The sequence below is a fragment of the Blastopirellula sediminis genome (genome assembly GCF_020966755.1).
GTDB classification, from domain to species: domain Bacteria; phylum Planctomycetota; class Planctomycetia; order Pirellulales; family Pirellulaceae; genus Blastopirellula; species Blastopirellula sediminis.
In genome coordinates, this window is the sequence record NZ_JAJKFT010000004.1 from 1063566 (window position 1) to 1080588 (window position 17023).

Genomic DNA, 17023 nt, shown 5'->3' on the forward strand with positions numbered 1-17023 from the left:
GAATTGCTAGTAGGCGTGGGGGGATTGCTAGGGGGATATAAAGCTCCACCATTGAATATCTTACGGCGAAATGGGGATTTCGCCAAAGGTTTGTTTCTAACGAATTGCCCTGGAATGGGCTGCGCCGAATTCGAGACGGCTGAATCCGCCGGGTGGAGGAGGCACGCCGCCAAGAATGCGCGACGGAGCGTTTTGTCGCCACCGCGGCAAATGCGCAAGAGAAGGAGAAGATTCGATGAGCCGGGGAGGGGAGACTCTCTCCTCCTTTGCCGAAGCGGAACTACAGCTTCGGCACCTTGATCGGCGGCGCGTTCTTGGCGTCCGGGAACCGAGTTCCATCAAAGATCCAGGGAGAAAAGGTGCAACCGAAGCCGCGATTGAGTTCCCATTTCGCACGTTCCGCCCAAGGAGTTCCTGCGTATTCTTGCATGATTTCCTTGAGGAGTTTGGAAGAGCGGGCGACGTCCTCGGCGGTCTGCTCCTCGGCGAGCAATCTCTTGGTCGTATGGCGTTCCCAGGCGCGAAATTCATGCTTGGAAGAAGGAATCTTGGGCTGCTCCGGCGCCTTTTTCATGAACTCGGTCGCATACGCTCCATATTCGTACGCTCGAGCGCGATAGGCGATTAACTGGGCGAGGAGCAAATCGTAATTCGCTTGTTGCCGGTAAGAAGGAGAGGCGTCTCGCAGCGGTTTCGCCTTTTCGACCTCGGCGATCGCGCGGTCGAGGTACTTCACGTAGGGACCCATCTCCCCCAGTTCGACCTTGACCTGCTCGACAAGCTTAGGGAATTCGATCGAATAGCGGTGACGGATTTGAACGATGTCGGCGACCTCCTTGTTGTACGGATTCAGGTCGTAGATCACCTTGGTCATGATGGTTTGCAAGCGGTCTTTCGTCGCTTCGCGCATCAGGTCGCTCCGCTGGCGGAGATCGGGGCGATACGGTTCCATCGCTTCGACGTCGTATTTGAAGTCTTTCAGCGCGACGAGATTTTTTTCTTCACCGGGAAGCATAAAGAAAATGCCGCCGGTTTCCTTCGCCAGGCGAACCTGTTCGTAGGGACCATAGCCGCTGGTCAGCGAGTCGTACCGCTTTCCGAACCCGTCGGTCTGCAATTGTTCGATCAAGCCGGTTTCGGGACCGCGATTGATCGGTAACCAGTGAACCTCTCCGGTGCGGGGATTTTCCCAGCGAACATGGGAGTAGGGATAGCCGAACATCGCCTCGCGTCCCAGGATGTAGACGCTGCACTTCGCGATATTCGCCGCTTCAATCGTCTCTTCGAGATACTGCTGATTGCCGTCGGGATCGCCGCTTTCGTCCGAAACCAGAATCACCGCCATCTTTCGCTTGGCCGTCTGGGCATAGCGTTTGTGACGTCCGATGACTTCCATGATCGCCGGCAAGGTCATCTCTTTGCCGGACGCGTCGATCGGAATGCTGGCGATGGCGGCGTCAATTTCTTTGCGATCGCTGGTAGGAGTCGGCGTATGCAATTCGAAGCTTGCGCCATAGCTGGCGATCGCTGTGGTCAACGCTTCCTCTTTCGAAGCGCCGACAATCCCCAGTTCGTCGTAGACGCGTCCGATTCGTTCGCGAATTTTCGCCTGGTCGTCCTTCATACTTTCGGATTGGTCGAACACCCATAGGACGACGACCTCACCCTTGTCGAGCATCCAGACCAATTCCTGCGCAATTCGATCCATCGCTTCGCTGTAGTCGCTCACGACGGCGTTGGAGGCGCCTTGCGTGCCGACCGGCAGTTCCCGCATCAGCGTTTCCGTGGGTTGCGTCAGCAACTGAATGTCGACGTAGGCGACTTCGGGAGCGTCGGGACCGTCCAGCAGTTCCGTTTGCAGCTGCGGCGCCGAGAGTGACGCTGGCGCCATGCCCGCTAATCCTGCGACCGCTTCCGGCATGCTGGCGACCGTCATCTCGGTCGCCAACTCGGTCAATTCGTGCAGATCTTCCTCCAATAGTCGTTCCAGCGGTTCCTCGGCCGCTTCGTCCAAGATGATTTCCCGCACCCCTTTGTCCTGCGCAGAATCGAACGTTAGCAGCGCCAGCAGGATCACGAGGGCCAGGTGGAAGATGAGCGACGCCATGAACGAACTGCTATCGCGAACGAATTCGCCGTAAGTTCTTTTAAACGATCCCGTTGCGGCTTCTCTTGTCATGGGCTCAATCCAAAGAGAACGGTTGCATGGAATAGCGTCGGCGGAAGGCCGTTTATCGGGGGGGATAGGCCCCTGCGTTCGCCCAGTCTAGCGAAAGTAATCGCCAATTGCCAGCAACTGGTTCCAGCGAATTGCTCTAGAACGAGCTGCGCCGATTTGGTAATGGAGGTGACAGCATTGGAAGTTACCGACGCAAAACGGAGTGGGCCGCAGTGTCAATTGTTCGAAATCTGTTTGTTCTGGTACTGATCGCCTGCGTCGGATACTCGGGCTACGTGATCTATTTGACGCACTACGCCGGGGCGAATCAGACGCAGCTAGACTCGTCGCTGGACGAAGCGCCCCTGTTTGCGCCGCAGTCTTTTACGACGCTGGGAAGCAACAAGACGTCGCTCGAGCCGACGATCGTGTTGTCGACCAGCCCGGCGCCGGAGATTTCGTTGCCAAGTCCGGCCGATATCGCGCCGCCGATGGCGACCGAGCCGAAGATGGAAACGCCTGCCGCGGCCAGCGGCGCGATCAGTAAGACGCAAGCCGCCGAAAGCTGGGAGTCGCTGCCAACTGTCGAACTGTTAACGGAGGCTGAGAAAAATCTTGCCGATGGCAAACCCTTTCTCGCCTATCGGATGCTGTCCACCGCCTTGCAGCGGGAAGACCTCAGCGACGACGAGCGGACCAAGTTGCTGGCGACGCTTGAGCCGCTCGCCGACAAAGTCGTCTTCGCTCCCCACAAGCACTTGGCGCTGCCGCCGGTAACGGTCAAGTCAGGCGTCACGCTCGAACAAATTGCGAAAGAACATCAACTTCCCCTCACGTTCCTCTGTGCGATCAACGAACTGGGAGTTGGCGAGCAGTTGGAACCGGGCGACGCACTCAAGGTGATCGACGGTCCTTTGACACTGCGTCTGAAGGCGGATCGCAATGAGCTTACGCTCTGGACCGCCAATGGGTTCGCGCGACGTTTCGCCTTGGACCAATTGCCGGCCGAACTGCAAAATGGCCGCAGCCAACTGCAACGCACCGCCAACGCAGAGAAGACGACGCTGCAAGTGGCGGACGTAACGATCTTCGACAGCACCGCCGCTGCGACGGCTGAACCTTGGAATCAAATCGCCGCTTTGCTGGCTGCCGAAACGACGCTGATCGTTTCCGGCGTTCGCCCGGTCGAGGCCGAAGCGGTTGCGGCTGAGCCGCCGATGACGGAAGCTCAGGTCGTTTCGGCCGAAGCGCCGGTCCCGGCCGAGATGGCCGCGCCGGAAGAAGAGTTCTCGCTGGAAGCGACCGCGCCGACCGATGCGCTGCGAGTCGAAGTCTTTTCGCCGTCGAAGCCGATCGCGGTTGGCAATGGAGCGACCTTCGGTTTGCGGATCATCAACCTGAGCGATAAGCCGGCGCCCGACGTTGCGGCGATCGTCTTTTTCTCGGAAGGGCTCGAACCGATCAAAATCGAAGGCGCCGAAGGAAAGCTGGCCGTCGGTCAGGCCGCCTTCCGCCCGATGACGCTGGCTCCGCGCGGGCATGTCGATCTGGAGATTCTCGCCACGGTGAACGATTACGGCCGCCAGATCTATCGGGTCGAAGTTCGCTGCGACGCTTGGGAATCGCATCTGGTATCGGAAGTCGCCGTCTCGGCGCTGAACAAGGCGCCGGAACCGCCGAGCTTGGAGCTGACCGAGAAGCCGCAGGATCCGGCCAATCCGAATCCGTCAAAACGGTAGCGAGATGCCGAGCCCCGGATTGGCCGCGGCTCGCTGATAGAATTTTTCGGCCAAGGCGACGTCTTCAATCGCCAAGCCGACCGATTTGAAGATCACAACGCTATCTTTGTTGTTGCGACCGACCGCCAGGTTGGCCAGCACCGCGCCGAGTTCGACCGGTTTGTCCCAGTCGAAGTACCCTTTCTCCTGGGCGACGACGAAATCGCCGGCTTCCAGTTTGCAGGCTTCGATTGAGTCGCAAACGATGTTGTCGGCCAGACGAATGGCGTCGACGTCGAGCTCCGCCTTCTGCAGCCAGTTGCTCCCCATCGCACAGACCAGGGCGCCTTCGGCCAGCAGCGTGCCGTCAAACACCGGCGCTTTGGCGCTGGTCGCGGTGATGACCAGCGGCAGGTCTTCGACCGCTTCGCGCGGATCGTGCACCGGGATGATCTCGATTTTCAACTCTTCGCTCATCCGCGCGGCGAACGATTGCCGCCGCGACTCGTCCCGCGAATAGACGAAGGCCCGCGTCAGCGGGTGGACCGCCTTGATCGCTTCGAGCTGCGCTTCGGCCTGCCAACCGGTGCCAAAGAGGCCAAGCTGCGTGATCGGGCATGGCGCCAGATAACGAGCCGCAACTCCGGTCACGGCGCCGGTCCGCATTTGACCGAGACGATCGGCCTCGATGATCGCCTTCATGCGGCCGCTCTCACAGTCGTAGAGCCCCACATGAAAGCGTGCGCCATTCTTGGTCGTGGCGTACTCTTTCCAGCCGGCGACGTTCAGGTAGCCGGCCGTCGCGCTCATCGAGTGAAGAATGAAACCCGAGGTGCGAGAGCGATGACGCGGCACGTTTTCGGCGCCGCCGATCGCAAGTTGTTTCAGACACTCGTCGACCACTTCGACCGCGGTGGTCATGTCGAGAATCTGTGAGACTTCCGATTCGCGATAAAAACGAGGCGTCATCTGGCTCTCCTTCGCTGCGCTGGACTGAGCTTATTGGCTCAACGCCGAAATTCGCTGGAAGTCATTTTTCAGCGACTTATATAGTCCTTGATATACCGGAAACGCCTCGTTGTAAATCTTCGCCGCCTTGCGATCGACCGAGGTTTCGCTGACCACCTGGATCGTCGCAGCGCACGCTTCCTGGATATTCTTGTAGGCGCCGGCGCCGGTCGCGGCCAGCAAAGCGACCCCGTAAGCCGGGCCTTGCTCGGCGTTGATCGTCACCACCTTCTTGCCGAAGACGTCGGCTTGGATCTGTCGCCAGAGCGGGCTCTTGGCGCCGCCGCCTCCGGCGCGGATCTGACGAACCGGAACGCCGAGGTCGGAAATAATCTCCAAGCTGTCGCGGAGCGAGTAGGCGACCCCTTCCATGATCGAGCGGGTAATGTGCCCGCGGGTATGGCTAAGGGTCAAACCGATAAAGCAGCCGCGCGCGTTCGGGTCGGCGTGCGGGGTCCGTTCGCCGGCCAGATAAGGAAGCGTGAAAAGTCCTTGGCTGCCGGGGGCGATATCAGCCGCTTCGGCGTTCAGGATCGTATAAGGATCTTGCTTGCCGCGACCATTCCGCAGATCGGCGCAGAGACGCTGCACGAACCATTCGAGCGTCCCGGCGGCGCAGAGGGTGACCCCCATCATGTGCCACTTGCCGCGGACCGCATGGCAGAAGGTATGGAGGCGACCTTCCGGATCGATCGCAACTTCATCGCTGTGGACGAACATCACGCCAGAGGTGCCGAGCGAACTGGCGAGGACGCCTTGTTTGACGACGCCGTTGCCGACCGCGTTCGCCGCGCAGTCGCCGGCGCCGCCGACCACCACGCAGTCGGTGGTCAAGCCGAGCAACTTCGCCGCATCGGCGGTCAACTTGCCGGTCACTTCTTCCGACTCGTACACCTTACCGAGCAACGACTCATCGAGTTCCAGCTTCGAGAGTAGTTGCTTCGACCAGTCGCGCTTCGCGACGTCCAACAGCAACATCCCGCTCGCGTCGCTCACTTCGGTCGCGTACTCGCCGGTCAAGCGGCGACGGATTTCGTCTTTCGGCAACAGTACTTTCGCCAAGCGAGCGAAGTTGCGCGGCTCGTTGTTGCGGAGCCACAAGATCTTCGGCGCGGTGAAGCCGGTCAGCGCCGGGTTGGCGACCATCTTGATCAACTTCGATCGACCGCCGGCGCGCTCTTCGATCTCGGCGCATTCGGCGACGGTTCGCTGGTCGTTCCAGAGCAGGGCAGGGCGGATCACCTTATCTTCCTTGTCGAGGAAGACCGAACCATGCATCTGACCTGACAGGCCGATCGCTTTGACGTCGCCGGGGCGAGCCTTCGCTTCTTTGACGACGCGCCGCACCGTCTTCACCACGGCGTTCCACCAATCATCCGGGTCTTGTTCGCTCCACATCGGTTTGGGGTGATGCAGCGGATAGGTCGCGCTCGACTCGGCGAGGATTTCACCTCCTTCGCGGATAGCGATGGTCTTGGTGCCGGAGGTGCCGATATCAATTCCCAGATAGATGCTCACGGGGATTCCTTAGGTGCGGGGCGTAGCGAATCAGCGATAAGGGGTTGTGCGAATCGCCTATTGTGGCTCATTTTTCTTCTGCCACCAACGGCGCCGGAAAGTTTTCTTTTTCGTGAAGTTCGCCGAAAATTAGACTCGCGGCCGCTTCGCAGCGAATCAGACCCTTTGACCCGCGGCGAATTGGCCGACTACGATGCTTTCTGGACTATCCCTGCTCGTCTCTCTTATCCGATGCGCCGCCTCATGAGTCGCTATTGCTGTTTCGCATTATCTCTGATCACCTTAGTTTTCACGCTAGGTTGTCCGCAGCCGAAGCCGCCGGTAGTGGAAGAAAAACGCCCGTCCGGTCCGTTCAAACTGCTGGTACTGGATGATCCGCAGCTGGCCGACGCAATCGAACGCGAATGGCAAGCTCGCGAAGAGCGTCCGCTCGAACTGACGAAGTCGACCGCCGCTGAGTTGCTAAAAGGGGAGAAGGTCGACGCCGACGCAGTGATCTATCCGCCGCAGTTGCTCGGAGAGTTGATCGCGCGTGAGTGGATCGAGCCGCTGCCGGAGAGTCTGCAAGACAACGAGGCGCTCGACTTGAACGACATCTTTCCGGCGGTCCGGCGGATGGAACTCGATTGGGGCGGCAAAACGTACGGCGTTCCGTTTGGTTCGCAGACGTTGGTCTTGATGTATCGTCCGGAAGTTTTTGAAAAGCTGGAACTGGAAGTGCCGACGACCTGGGTCGAATATCAATCGGCCGTCGATCGAATCGCGAGCAGCGAGTTCTGCACCGGCGACGCGCCGAAGTTCGTCTCAGCGACGCTGGAGCCCTTGGCCGCCCAGTGGCGGAGCAAGTTGTTTCTCGCCCGCTCCGCCGCCTACGCGAAGAACCCAAGCAACTACGCCGTCTTGTTTGGGCTCAGTTCTGCAGACGCGCTGATTGGTCAGCAGTCGTTCGTCAAAGGAGCGGAGGAGTTGAAGGCGGTTGCGGAAACGATTCCTGCCGACCTGCAAGCGTTATCGCCGGCCGAAGTAGGGCGGCAGTTTCTGGCCGGCAAATCGGCGATGGCGATCGGTTGGCTCTCGCTGAAGTCGCAAGAGAACGAAGCGAAGCTGGAATTCACGCCGGACTTCGCGCCGCTCCCTGGCTCTGCGAAGTATTGGAACGAACTGACCGAGACCTGGGAGGAGCGTCGCGGCGGTCGCCCGGCCGAAGTTCCCTTTCTGACGATCAGCGGACGGATCGGCTCGGTATCACGCAGCAGCCGTAGCGCTCGCGATGCGGCGCTGGGACTGATTCTGCTGTCGGCCTCTGACTCGGCGGTCCAGGTTTCCCCCGCTAGTGAGGCGACCACCGTCTATCGCAATACGAACGTCGGCGGGATCACCCAGTGGATCGATCCGCGGCTGACCTCCGAGGGAGCCAGCACCTATGGCGAAGCGGTTGCGTTGACCCTCAGCTCGAGCGAAGCGATCAATTTGAACCTCCCGGGCGTCGAGCAGTACCTGGCGGCACTGGACGTCGCCGTCGGGAAGATCCTGGAAAGCGACGCAACCCCGCAGGAGACGCTCCAGAAGACCGCCCAGGAGTGGAACGATATCACCGACAAGATCGGCCGCCCTGCCCAAATCAAGGCGAACAGCGCCAGCCTGGGCCGCTGATGGAGGTCGATTTTGCGGCCCTTACGCTTTGTGCGAGCCGCGGCGCGAACCGAAAAGCTGGAAGGGGCGTCTAGCCGATGTGGGACCTAGACAGCCACTTGGCGACCCACTAAAATCCGACAATCCAATTTGGGGCTGTAGCTCAGCTGGGAGAGCGCTGCGTTCGCAATGCAGAGGTCGTGAGTTCGAATCTCATCAGCTCCACTTTTAAAGCCTTTCGTAACTGCTTGTTACGAAAGGCTTTTTGCGTTTCTTGGGTTCGGATGGGGGGAACTTGATCGAGCGAAAGCCGATTCGGATCGACACGCTCAAATCCCGACATGCAGTAGGTAAAACTCGCCAGAGATGGCCCCTTCGGCGAGTTCGGCGAGATCGAGGATCGTTTTCGCAATGGACTCCCTCGGCATCGTGATCTTTTCGTACTGACCGGATGATTCCGGGGCGCCTTCGAGCCACTGGTAGCTGCCGGTCAGCTCAATTTTGTCTGGCCCTTCTTGAAATAGCGAACCCCACATCAGAAAGATGCGCGCCGCTTTGGGGGCGCCTGTTTTGTTGATGACGGTCGGGCCATAGTAGTTGAGCCCGTAGCCGTTCCAGGCAGCTTGATTCGCCGGGTTGATGGAGGGAATCCAGTTCAGCGTATCGAGCATGTAGCGGATGAGGTCGTCCGAGACTTTGAGGGCTCGTGGGTCGCTGACATGCTGCGCGTAGGCGGCGTAGTCCCCTTCATTTTCGGGCAATAACAAGAACTTGTGCGTCGGCATCTCGCGATTCTTAACTAGGGCCGTTCCGGGCGTTAGTCGCCAAACCAAGGGCACGTTCTTCGTCGCAGTTGGATCAGCAGCCAATCAAGCGTCAGCCCGGTGACGCCGAGCAGGGCGAGGTAGGTGTAGACGATGTTCATGTTTTGCAGACGCGACTGCATGCGGAGGGTGTAGCCGAACCCCTGGTCCGCCAGAGCGAATTCAGCTGCGACCAGGAAGACCATCGCCGGGCCGATTTGCAGTCGGGCGTTCTCAATAATACGGGGGAGGATCTGGCGAATCACCACTTCCCAGACCACTTCAAAATCGGTCGCCCCCAGCGTGTACGACTTGTAGAGCGTGTGATCGTCGACATCTTTCTGGGCGGCTTGGGCGATCGCTTGGGCCAAGGTTGGAAAGATGCCGAACGCGATCAGCGCCACGAAGATCTGCATCCCCGTGACGCCGAAGAACACGAAATAGACCGCCAACATTGCGGTAGGCGGAATCTTGGCGAAGAAGGAGATCGGCGGCATCAGAATCGCTTCGACGATGGGAAAGCAGCCCATCGCCAGGCCGATGACGAAGGCCGCCAATACGCCGACGCCGACGCCCATGGCGAGCCGAGCGGACGAAGCTTTCACGTCGGCCCAGAGGTTGATTCCATTTTCGCCGGTCCAAATATTGCGCCAACCTTCTTGGAACTGCGAGAAATTGGGGATCGTCTTGTTGCGGGGATTCTCGACATGCGCGCGATGCGACATCCAAGAATACGCGACAAGCAGCAGAAAGAAGCTGGCGACTCCCAGCAAGAGGCGGTTCCGGTTGCTTATGGGCCGGCGAATCATTCGGGGCGTCTCACGGTGACAGGCAAGCGGGATGTCGAAACGCGCGAAGGCACGAAGCGACGCTTCGTGCCTTATCCGCGACTGGTTTAAATCAAGATGGAGCCAAGCGACTACTTGGACTCGATCTTCTTCATATACGACGCGTCGAAGTTGAGCTGTTTGTCCGCTTCGCCGAAACCAACAGTCGGTTTCTCCGCGACGATGTCGTGCGACACGCAAAATTCAACAACGTGCGGCATCGTCTTTTCCTGGAACTCCTTGTTTTCAAACAAGCCGACGCCTGCTTCCGGAGTCGCGTACATCTTGGTCTCTTCGACGACGACTTCCATGTCCTCGACGCCAAGGCTCGAGAACTTCTCGCCGAGCGCCTTGAGCGTGGCGTCGCGCTGCGACTCGTCGGCCAGCATCTTGTTGACGGCGTAGAAGGCGTCGATCACCGCAGCGGCGAACTTGTCTCCGCCCGGCTTGGCCAGGCTCGACTTGCTGACGACGACCATGTCGATGATTTCTTCCGGAATCTTCCGCGAGTCGAACAATCGCTTCGAGCCTTCGCGATCACGCAGCGTTTGCAGCACGAAGGGGTTCCAGACCATGATCGACTTCACGCTGGCGTCCCCCGACTGCATCGCTTGAGCGGCGACGCCGGGATCCATGTTCTTGAACTCGAAATCGGCCGGCTTGGCGCCTTCAAGTTCCAGGCAGCGTTCAAACGCGTATTGCGAAACCGACTTTTCGAGTCCGTAGGTCGGAACGCCTTTGAGCGCGTCGATCGAGTCGACGCCAACCGTGATGCAGGCGTCCGCGCCAACGCTGGTTGAGGTCGGCAAGATGGCGACTGAATCGCGGCCCGAGGCTGGGGCCAAGCTGTCCATGTTGGTCATGCAGACTGCATCGACGGTCGAGTTGCCGTATTGGCTGAGGCACGAATCGTAGTCGGCCTGAACCAAGACGATGTCGACGCCCCATTTCTTTTCAAGTTCGCCAAGGGCGCCTTCGTCTTTGTTGAGCAAGCCTTTTTCGTGAGCGACGCCGAAGACCGACCAGCTCGGATATTCGCTCCAGGCCAGGCTGAAGACCGGCGTCTCTTCCGAACCGCCGCCACCGACGTCTTTTTTGGTCGTGTTGCAGCCGACGGCGATCGCCAGCAGCGTTACGCAGGAAACTAGTTTGAAAACTCTCACGGGTGACTTCCTTTCTGTAGACATGAATATGCGTCCGCCAAGCTATTCGTTACGCCTCCGGAATTCTTGTCGCTTCCGGGCCGTTGTCGTCGGTTTCCTTGGTTTCGGTCAAGCCGATCAACGCGTCGAACTCGTCGTTGGCCTGGCTGTTGACCGCGAATTCCAAAAACTCCGCTTCCGCCTGTTTGGTGTCGAGGCCGGCCAGTTCGCGACTGACCCGGGCCTTGGCCGAAGCCTTCTGACGCAGTTCGCGCAGCTCACGCAGCTCTTCGCTGGTGCGATCTTCGGAGAGCCCGGTCATCAGGTCGGCGATTTGCTGCTCTTCGCGGGCCGAGAGGACGGTCGCCACGGCGTCGTGCTTCTCCTCCGCGAGCTTCTCCAGATCGCGAAGTTGCGTTTGGATTTGCAGCTTGTGGCCGTTGACGTTTTGCATCAGTTGCTCCAGGTCGGCTTCGATTTCGGCGATGCGGGCCTGTTTCTCGGTCAATGTGCTGCTGAAGTCGCGAAACGCCGTCTGGCACTTTTGGTATTCGGGGTCGTTGCGGGTCGCTTCCGCATCGCCGCTGTACTTGGCGGCGACTTGGCGCGCCTTGGCGGCGGCTCCGGCCTTCAGTTTTTCCAGGTGCTCGACCTCTTCCGTAAGCGTTTTGAGCTTGTTTTTCTTGTTCTCTTCCTGAGCGATCATAGCGCTGATCGCGTCTTTGTATTGGTTGATGCGGCTCCGCTTCTCATCAATGATGCGATCGTAATTGGCGGAGATCACGCCGGGGTTCATGCGCAGCGTTTCGCTCGCTTTGTCGATGCGAAACGTGACCAGGTACCATACCGCACGTACGTACTTGCCGACTGCCTTGAACATACAGAAACCTCGCTTCGGAAAAATGCGGTTCGTTTTACTAGGTGGTCAATATCTCGGTTCGTCTAACGTTCGTATTTCGCTTCATCATGGTCCGGAGGCGCGTCGATCGAATCCATGACCTGCTCGGCTCGACGAGCGACTTCCATCGTTCGGTCCAATTCTTGACGCAGTTTCGACAATTCGTGATCGTCATCCTTCAGTCGGAAGGAATGATACTGCTGAACGGTGCTGGCCAGGTGTTCGACCGTTTCGACCACCTCGTCGACCGCCTTTTGACGCTCGGTCAACAGGGGCCGACCTGCGCCGTGCGGCAAGCGGTTCGCCTTCTCCCAAAGTTCCAGCGATCGTTCCAGTTGTCGGATCGCCGCGTAAAACAGGGCGTCGACCTGCTCGCGAAACGCGTAGGCGGTCCCGCGCGGATTCGTTTCGGATTCAAGCGACGCGTAGAGCGTTCGCAATTTCATCAAACACTCTTCGCTGCGAGGATCCTCATCTTGTTCGAGTCTGCGGGAAAGTTCGTCCAGCCTCGCTTCTCGTTCGCGGCGTTGTTGCTCGGTCAGGTATCCGTACGCCTTTTGCGTCAGCTCCTCAAGGCCGAAAATCAGCCGAGAAGCTTGAATCCCGACGCCGGTCAACACGCCGACCAATCCTAGTAAGTTTAACGTTGTATTTCCGTCGACGCCCCATGAAATCAGCCATGCGCTCAAACCGCCGACAATCGGCACGATGGTCCACGGCGAGACGAAGAGATCAAGCAACACCTTTTTCTTAAGTTCGTCCATGGGCCCAAGTCGATTCGATTCGCTGCCGCCTGCCAGGCTCAATAGGCAAGTTCGCCAAGCACAAAGGAAACCGACGTATCGCCGCTCGGCTCGACGCCGACGGCGCGAATGCGATCGCGATCGACCCCTTGCTCGACCAGGTAACGTTCGACCTCCTGCGCGCGTTCGGCGGCGAGTCGACTGTTCGCCTCCAAATCGCCTTGTCGCGACGCATTTCCCCGTACAATCACGTAGTATCGCGTCGACTGCAGGGTCCCGGCAAGATCATCCAGCAGTACGCGACTCCGCTCGGTCAGGCGAGCCGTGCCGCGGGCGAACACCAAAGTCGGCGCTCGAGCCGTTCCGACGGGAACCAACGACGCCCACTGTTGGTCGCTCAACTTCGGCATGACCGCGCCCCGCACCGATTCGGCGTCTTCGCCGGGGTGGAAGTCGCTCAGGTCCTTGAGAATCGAGTCGTCATACAGATAGTTGGGGCGTCCGTCGGTTGGATCCTTGTCGATCGAACCTGATTCGAGCATGACGCGCGTCACGCCGGCGATCATATCTTCGATGTGGGGAAGTTTCGCCGCCGGCTTGGCGCCAATGTGGGCTAGGTTCTCCTGGGTGTTTTTCCACCAGACCCCTTCAACCAATTGAGCCGCTTCGTCGCGCGTCAGCGGCGCATCAAGGGCCGCCGCGTCTTCCATCACCAACTGAACGCGGTCGGGCTGATTGCGGTAATGGTAGTTGATCGTCAGGTACGCTTTCACGACCTCGAGGACCGTCTCGCGATTCTTGGCGATGAAGTCGTCGCTAGCGACCAGCACGTCGACGATCGCCGAGGGAAATCGGGAACTGTCGACCACCACGTGCATCCGCTGGTTCTTCAGCATCTGCGCGACGAACGGTTGCCAGACGACGTAGGCCTGCTTATCGCCCGGCTTGGCCGCTTTGTATTTTTCGACCACTGCGGCGGCGTCGGCCACCTTAATGAAAGGATCGGCGGTCAGTTTATCGAGTTGGAACCGGGAGATGACGACCCGCGTGAGAGTTTCGCTCGGAGAGTCCGGCGTCAGTACAAAACGGGTCTCCGAATCGTTTAGCGCATCGACGTTCGGATAGGTGTCTTTGTAAGCGACGATCGCGTCGGCGCCGACCGTTTCGTCGATCAGAGCGACGATGGTCGCAGGCAAGTCGCCTTCCTCAGCGCAAGTTTTGACCAACGCATCGATGGTGAAAACCGCCAGATCGGTTTTTCCTTCCTTGAGCGACTTCAAACGCTGCGGATAGTCGGCGCCGTCATCCGTCAAATCGAGCTTGATCCCTTGCTTGCTCAACTCTTCGGCGAATTCGGGAGAGCGGAGAACTGCGTAGCCGCTGAATCCGTCTAGCGCAATATTCACCTGGGTGTTGTAGCGACTGGCCGATCCGCCGCGTCGCAGCGCTTCTTCCCGCTCTTTACGGGCTTTTTCCGCCGCCAGACGCTCTTGTTCGGCGCGTGAGACTTCTACGGCCGGCGCAAAGACGACTTTCCATGTGACCACGCCGACTGCAAGGATCAGCAGCCAGACGATACCAGCGGCAAGCAGCTTGCCTTTCGACACTCAAGGGTTCCTCGGAGATGTTGATTGGACGAGTGGAAAAGTGCAGGGGGCGTCGCCGTTGCGAAGAATTTTTTCCCCATTGTGACTTGCCTAGCGTTGCTTGGCAATGAAGGAAAATGCTCGCAGCACGACGATGATGATGGCGATCACGATCACCATGCGGCCAAAAGTCAGGCCTCCTCCGCCGTTATCGCCGCCGCCATGTTGGGGTGGTGCGGGAGCGGCGTTCCCCGGAAAATTCGGTTGATTGGCGACTTGCGTCCCGGAGTTGGGATAGATTGGCGGCAGATTGTCCGCCCCGGCTCGTCCCGACTCTCCGACTGGATCGTTCGCCATGCCGGTCAGCGCCGCAAGCGAAGCGGCGGCCAACTCGGACGGCACGGACGCCAAGAGCTCGAAATCGGACTCTCCTGCGTCATTCGCGTTGCTCGCACTACTTTCCCCCAGCACGACCGCCGAAATCGCCTGTTCGAGCGATTTCGGATCGCCGGCGTTGCGATAAGTGCTGGTCCGAGTCGCCAGGCTATGTTCTCGCGCCATGTTGACGCCGATCACGTCGATCAACAGTCCGCGGGCCTGGATTTCCGGAAGGAAGCGTTCAACAAGATTGGCGTCGGACGCTTCGCCGTCCGAAACGATCAGCAACTTGTAGTCGCCGTAGCGCTGGCTTTCGCGCAACTGGAGCAGAGCGTCGGCCGCCGACTTCATCGACGCTCCCAAAGGAGTTCCGCCATCCGCACGCAAATTCGAGACGGCGTCTTTGATCTCACTTTTGTCGACCGGCGCAAGCGGGATCAACCAATTGCCGGTTGGTCCGGCGTTTAGCAGAAAAACGCCCACTTTGGCGCCGGCAGGCGTTTGATCCAAGACTCGCAGCAGTGCGCTCTTGGCGGCGTCGATACGCGTACCGCCTGAATGCATCCCCTCGTTCATCGAGCCGGAGTTGTCGAGGATCACGACCACGTTCAGGTTGTCGGCTCCCAGCGTAGAGGAGATCTGCGAGAGACCTCCTGCGACAAGGAACGCTGCGATCAGCAGACGGTTCATGACTTCTTCCTCAAGGAATATGTGAACGGATGCCAGCACGCACTCGCACGACTAAAAGTCGAAGTCCGACTCGCTTAACGTTTCCGGATTGACTTTGACGATTCGGAATTCGACGCGCATATTCTGCTTCGCTTCGGCCATGCTGGCTGGTTTCGAGACGACCGGGTCCGAGATGCCGGCGCCGACTGGTTGCAACTGCGACAGGTTGACGTTCACCCCTTTCTTCTCGGCGTAGTCGGCGATCGCTTGCTTGACCTGTTCGGCCCGGGCATGCGAGAGGTTGAGCGCCGCTTGCATCGTTTGCAGCGGGCTGTCGGCGGAACCTTCAAAGGCGCCGCTCTTGATCAATTTCACCATCGCCTCGGTCTGGCCCAGGTCGAGTTCATTCGAACCGTTTTGCGTGTTTAGGTAGTACTTGTACGCTCCTTGTTGGCCAGTGCGACGGATGATTCCTTTTTCCATCCCGGCTTTCAGCAGTTGAACGAGCGTCTTTGTCGGATCGGAGTGTCCGCGAATTACCACCGCGGCGCCGCCGAAGGTGCTGGCCGATTGCAAAGCTCGGTCAAACTCCATGCCGTATCGGTCGACCGAGAAGTCGGTCTGGTTGGGTTCAAACGAAATCGTGAAGCTGACGATCGTATCGTTGTCGAAGTCGTCGTCGGGGAATTCCATCACGCCTTCCCCCTGGACGATCCGCGGGGGCTCGGAGTATTCGATTTTCGCCAACTCGGCGATCTTGTGATAATCGAATCCAGAAGGATCAAATCCTTTGCGCGACGAGGCGTAACCCCATTGGGTCGCCAGGTCAAGCGCGGCGGACAACTTCGAGTTGAAACCGCTCAGGTTCCCCGTCTGTTCGAAGAAGGCGATCTGCCCCGGCAGGCTGACGAAGTTGCAGTCGAGCAACAAACCGTGGGCGTCGACTTCCAACGTAGGCAGCACTTCTTCGCCGAAGATCGTCTGGCATTGCGCCAGCAGGTTGCGATACTCGGGCGACATCCGCTGCGTCTTTTCAAAGTCGTCGCGAAGTTTCTTCACTTGGACGGCGCCTTGCAGATAACCGGCGACGAACTTTTCGACCTTGTCCCGGTTCGCTTCATACCAGTCGTGCCGAACAGCGTAGACGTCGGCGATCGAACGCGACATGTTCTGCGTCGAGACGAGGACGTGGGCGCCTTTGACGGTTCCTTCGGCGCCGGTTCCTGCCGAATCAACGCCGCCGGTCAAACCGATCATGTCTGGCGTGATCACGCAGCAGGCGTCAATCGTCGGATCGGTGCGGAATTTTTCGGCCGCGCCGTTGGGGCCGGTCAAGTCGTCGACGAAGACGATTTCAACGTCTTGGTTGGTAAGTTGCGCCGCTGCGAGCGCGTCATAGAGCAAGCCGACGTGCGGTCCGCCTTGCTGGCAAGCGATCTTCGCCTTCTTGCCATCGCGTTTCAGGTCGTTCAGAGTCTTCAGATTTTCGCGAGAGACGATATGGTCGCCGGCGCTCCACGAAAGTTGCAGCACGACGACCGGCTTGGTTCGCGGATCTGTGCCGATCACTTCGCTCGCCTGGCCGAGCATTCGCATCGTGCCGCGGAGGAACGGCGACTTGCCTCCCATGTAGTCTTTGACTTGCTGGACGAAGTCGTCGCCGGGAGTCAGCTTCAGTTTCAAGCCGCTCTTGCCGTAGATCGACTCAGGCTTTGTGTCGAGACCGCCGTTGGCGTAGAACGTCGCCGCGTCGCCACCCCACGTAATGAACGGGACCTGAATTGGTTCGCTTGCCTGGACCGGTTTTACGTCGAGCGGACCGGTAATGCTGGAAAACTTTTCCTGCGCGGTCGCTTGCGATGCGAAAAACAGAAGCGATGCTGTCAACGCAAATAGGGTCGTTCGGAACATCAATATCTCCCGTGAGTTGATTTACGCGTCTA

The 17023-nt window shown here is 59.1% G+C and carries 13 protein-coding genes and 1 tRNA gene; 3 read left to right on the forward strand and 11 right to left on the reverse strand.

Annotated features, from left to right (window positions below):
• Positions 1-280: 280 nt before the first annotated feature.
• Positions 281-2107: a vWA domain-containing protein gene (locus LOC68_RS08060; protein WP_230217534.1), complete on the reverse strand. Its 1827-nt coding sequence runs from the start codon at positions 2105-2107 to the stop codon at positions 281-283.
• A gap of 284 nt (positions 2108-2391) precedes the next feature.
• Between LOC68_RS08060 and LOC68_RS08065 the strand changes: the two genes are divergently transcribed.
• Entirely contained in the window at positions 2392-3897 is a 1506-nt protein-coding gene (locus LOC68_RS08065; protein ID WP_230217536.1) for a LysM peptidoglycan-binding domain-containing protein, read from the forward strand.
• On the opposite strand, the gene LOC68_RS08070 is transcribed toward LOC68_RS08065, so the two are convergent.
• Both LOC68_RS08070 and xylB read right to left on the reverse strand, forming a co-directional pair.
• A complete protein-coding gene (locus LOC68_RS08070; RefSeq protein WP_230217537.1) occupies positions 3886-4845 on the reverse strand; it encodes an ornithine cyclodeaminase family protein in 960 nt (319 codons plus the stop codon). The two genes, LOC68_RS08065 and LOC68_RS08070, sit on opposite strands and share 12 nt — an antisense overlap.
• A 30-nt stretch (positions 4846-4875) precedes the next feature.
• Entirely contained in the window at positions 4876-6402 is a 1527-nt protein-coding gene (gene xylB / locus LOC68_RS08075) for a xylulokinase (RefSeq protein ID WP_230217538.1), read from the reverse strand.
• Between the two features lie 243 nt (positions 6403-6645).
• Between xylB and LOC68_RS08080 the strand changes: the two genes are divergently transcribed.
• Together LOC68_RS08080 and LOC68_RS08085 are read left to right on the forward strand one after the other, a co-directional pair.
• The gene (locus LOC68_RS08080; protein ID WP_230217539.1) at positions 6646-8055 is read left to right on the forward strand and encodes an ABC transporter substrate-binding protein; all 1410 of its coding nucleotides are present in this window, start codon (positions 6646-6648) and stop codon (positions 8053-8055) included.
• 131 nt (positions 8056-8186) lie between these two features.
• Positions 8187-8259, forward strand: a tRNA-Ala gene (locus tag LOC68_RS08085).
• A 104-nt stretch (positions 8260-8363) separates the two neighbouring features.
• On the opposite strand, the gene LOC68_RS08090 is transcribed toward LOC68_RS08085, so the two are convergent.
• From LOC68_RS08090 to LOC68_RS08125, 8 genes are all read right to left on the reverse strand, one after another.
• The gene (locus tag LOC68_RS08090; protein WP_230217541.1) at positions 8364-8819 is read right to left on the reverse strand and encodes a hypothetical protein; all 456 of its coding nucleotides are present in this window, start codon (positions 8817-8819) and stop codon (positions 8364-8366) included.
• Positions 8820-8851: 32 nt separating this feature from the next.
• Positions 8852-9562, reverse strand: a complete 711-nt coding sequence (locus LOC68_RS08095; RefSeq protein WP_230217543.1) for an ABC transporter permease — start codon at positions 9560-9562, stop codon at positions 8852-8854.
• 194 nt (positions 9563-9756) lie between these two features.
• Positions 9757-10827, reverse strand: coding sequence for a hypothetical protein (locus LOC68_RS08100; protein ID WP_230217545.1), 1071 nt, complete (start codon positions 10825-10827; stop codon positions 9757-9759).
• 49 nt (positions 10828-10876) lie between these two features.
• Positions 10877-11686 (reverse strand): PspA/IM30 family protein, encoded by an 810-nt coding sequence (locus tag LOC68_RS08105; protein WP_230217547.1) that lies wholly within the window; start codon positions 11684-11686, stop codon positions 10877-10879.
• A gap of 62 nt (positions 11687-11748) precedes the next feature.
• Positions 11749-12468 carry a hypothetical protein gene (locus LOC68_RS08110; protein WP_230217549.1) on the reverse strand — a complete coding sequence of 240 codons (720 nt, stop codon included), beginning with the start codon at positions 12466-12468 and terminating at the stop codon, positions 11749-11751.
• 38 nt (positions 12469-12506) lie between these two features.
• Positions 12507-14054 (reverse strand): phosphate ABC transporter substrate-binding/OmpA family protein, encoded by a 1548-nt coding sequence (locus LOC68_RS28505; protein ID WP_230217551.1) that lies wholly within the window; start codon positions 14052-14054, stop codon positions 12507-12509.
• Positions 14055-14144: 90 nt separating this feature from the next.
• Positions 14145-15101, reverse strand: coding sequence for a vWA domain-containing protein (locus LOC68_RS08120; RefSeq protein ID WP_230217553.1), 957 nt, complete (start codon positions 15099-15101; stop codon positions 14145-14147).
• 51 nt (positions 15102-15152) lie between these two features.
• Positions 15153-16991, reverse strand: a complete 1839-nt coding sequence (locus LOC68_RS08125) for a hypothetical protein (protein ID WP_230217555.1) — start codon at positions 16989-16991, stop codon at positions 15153-15155.
• Positions 16992-17023: the final 32 nt, after the last annotated feature.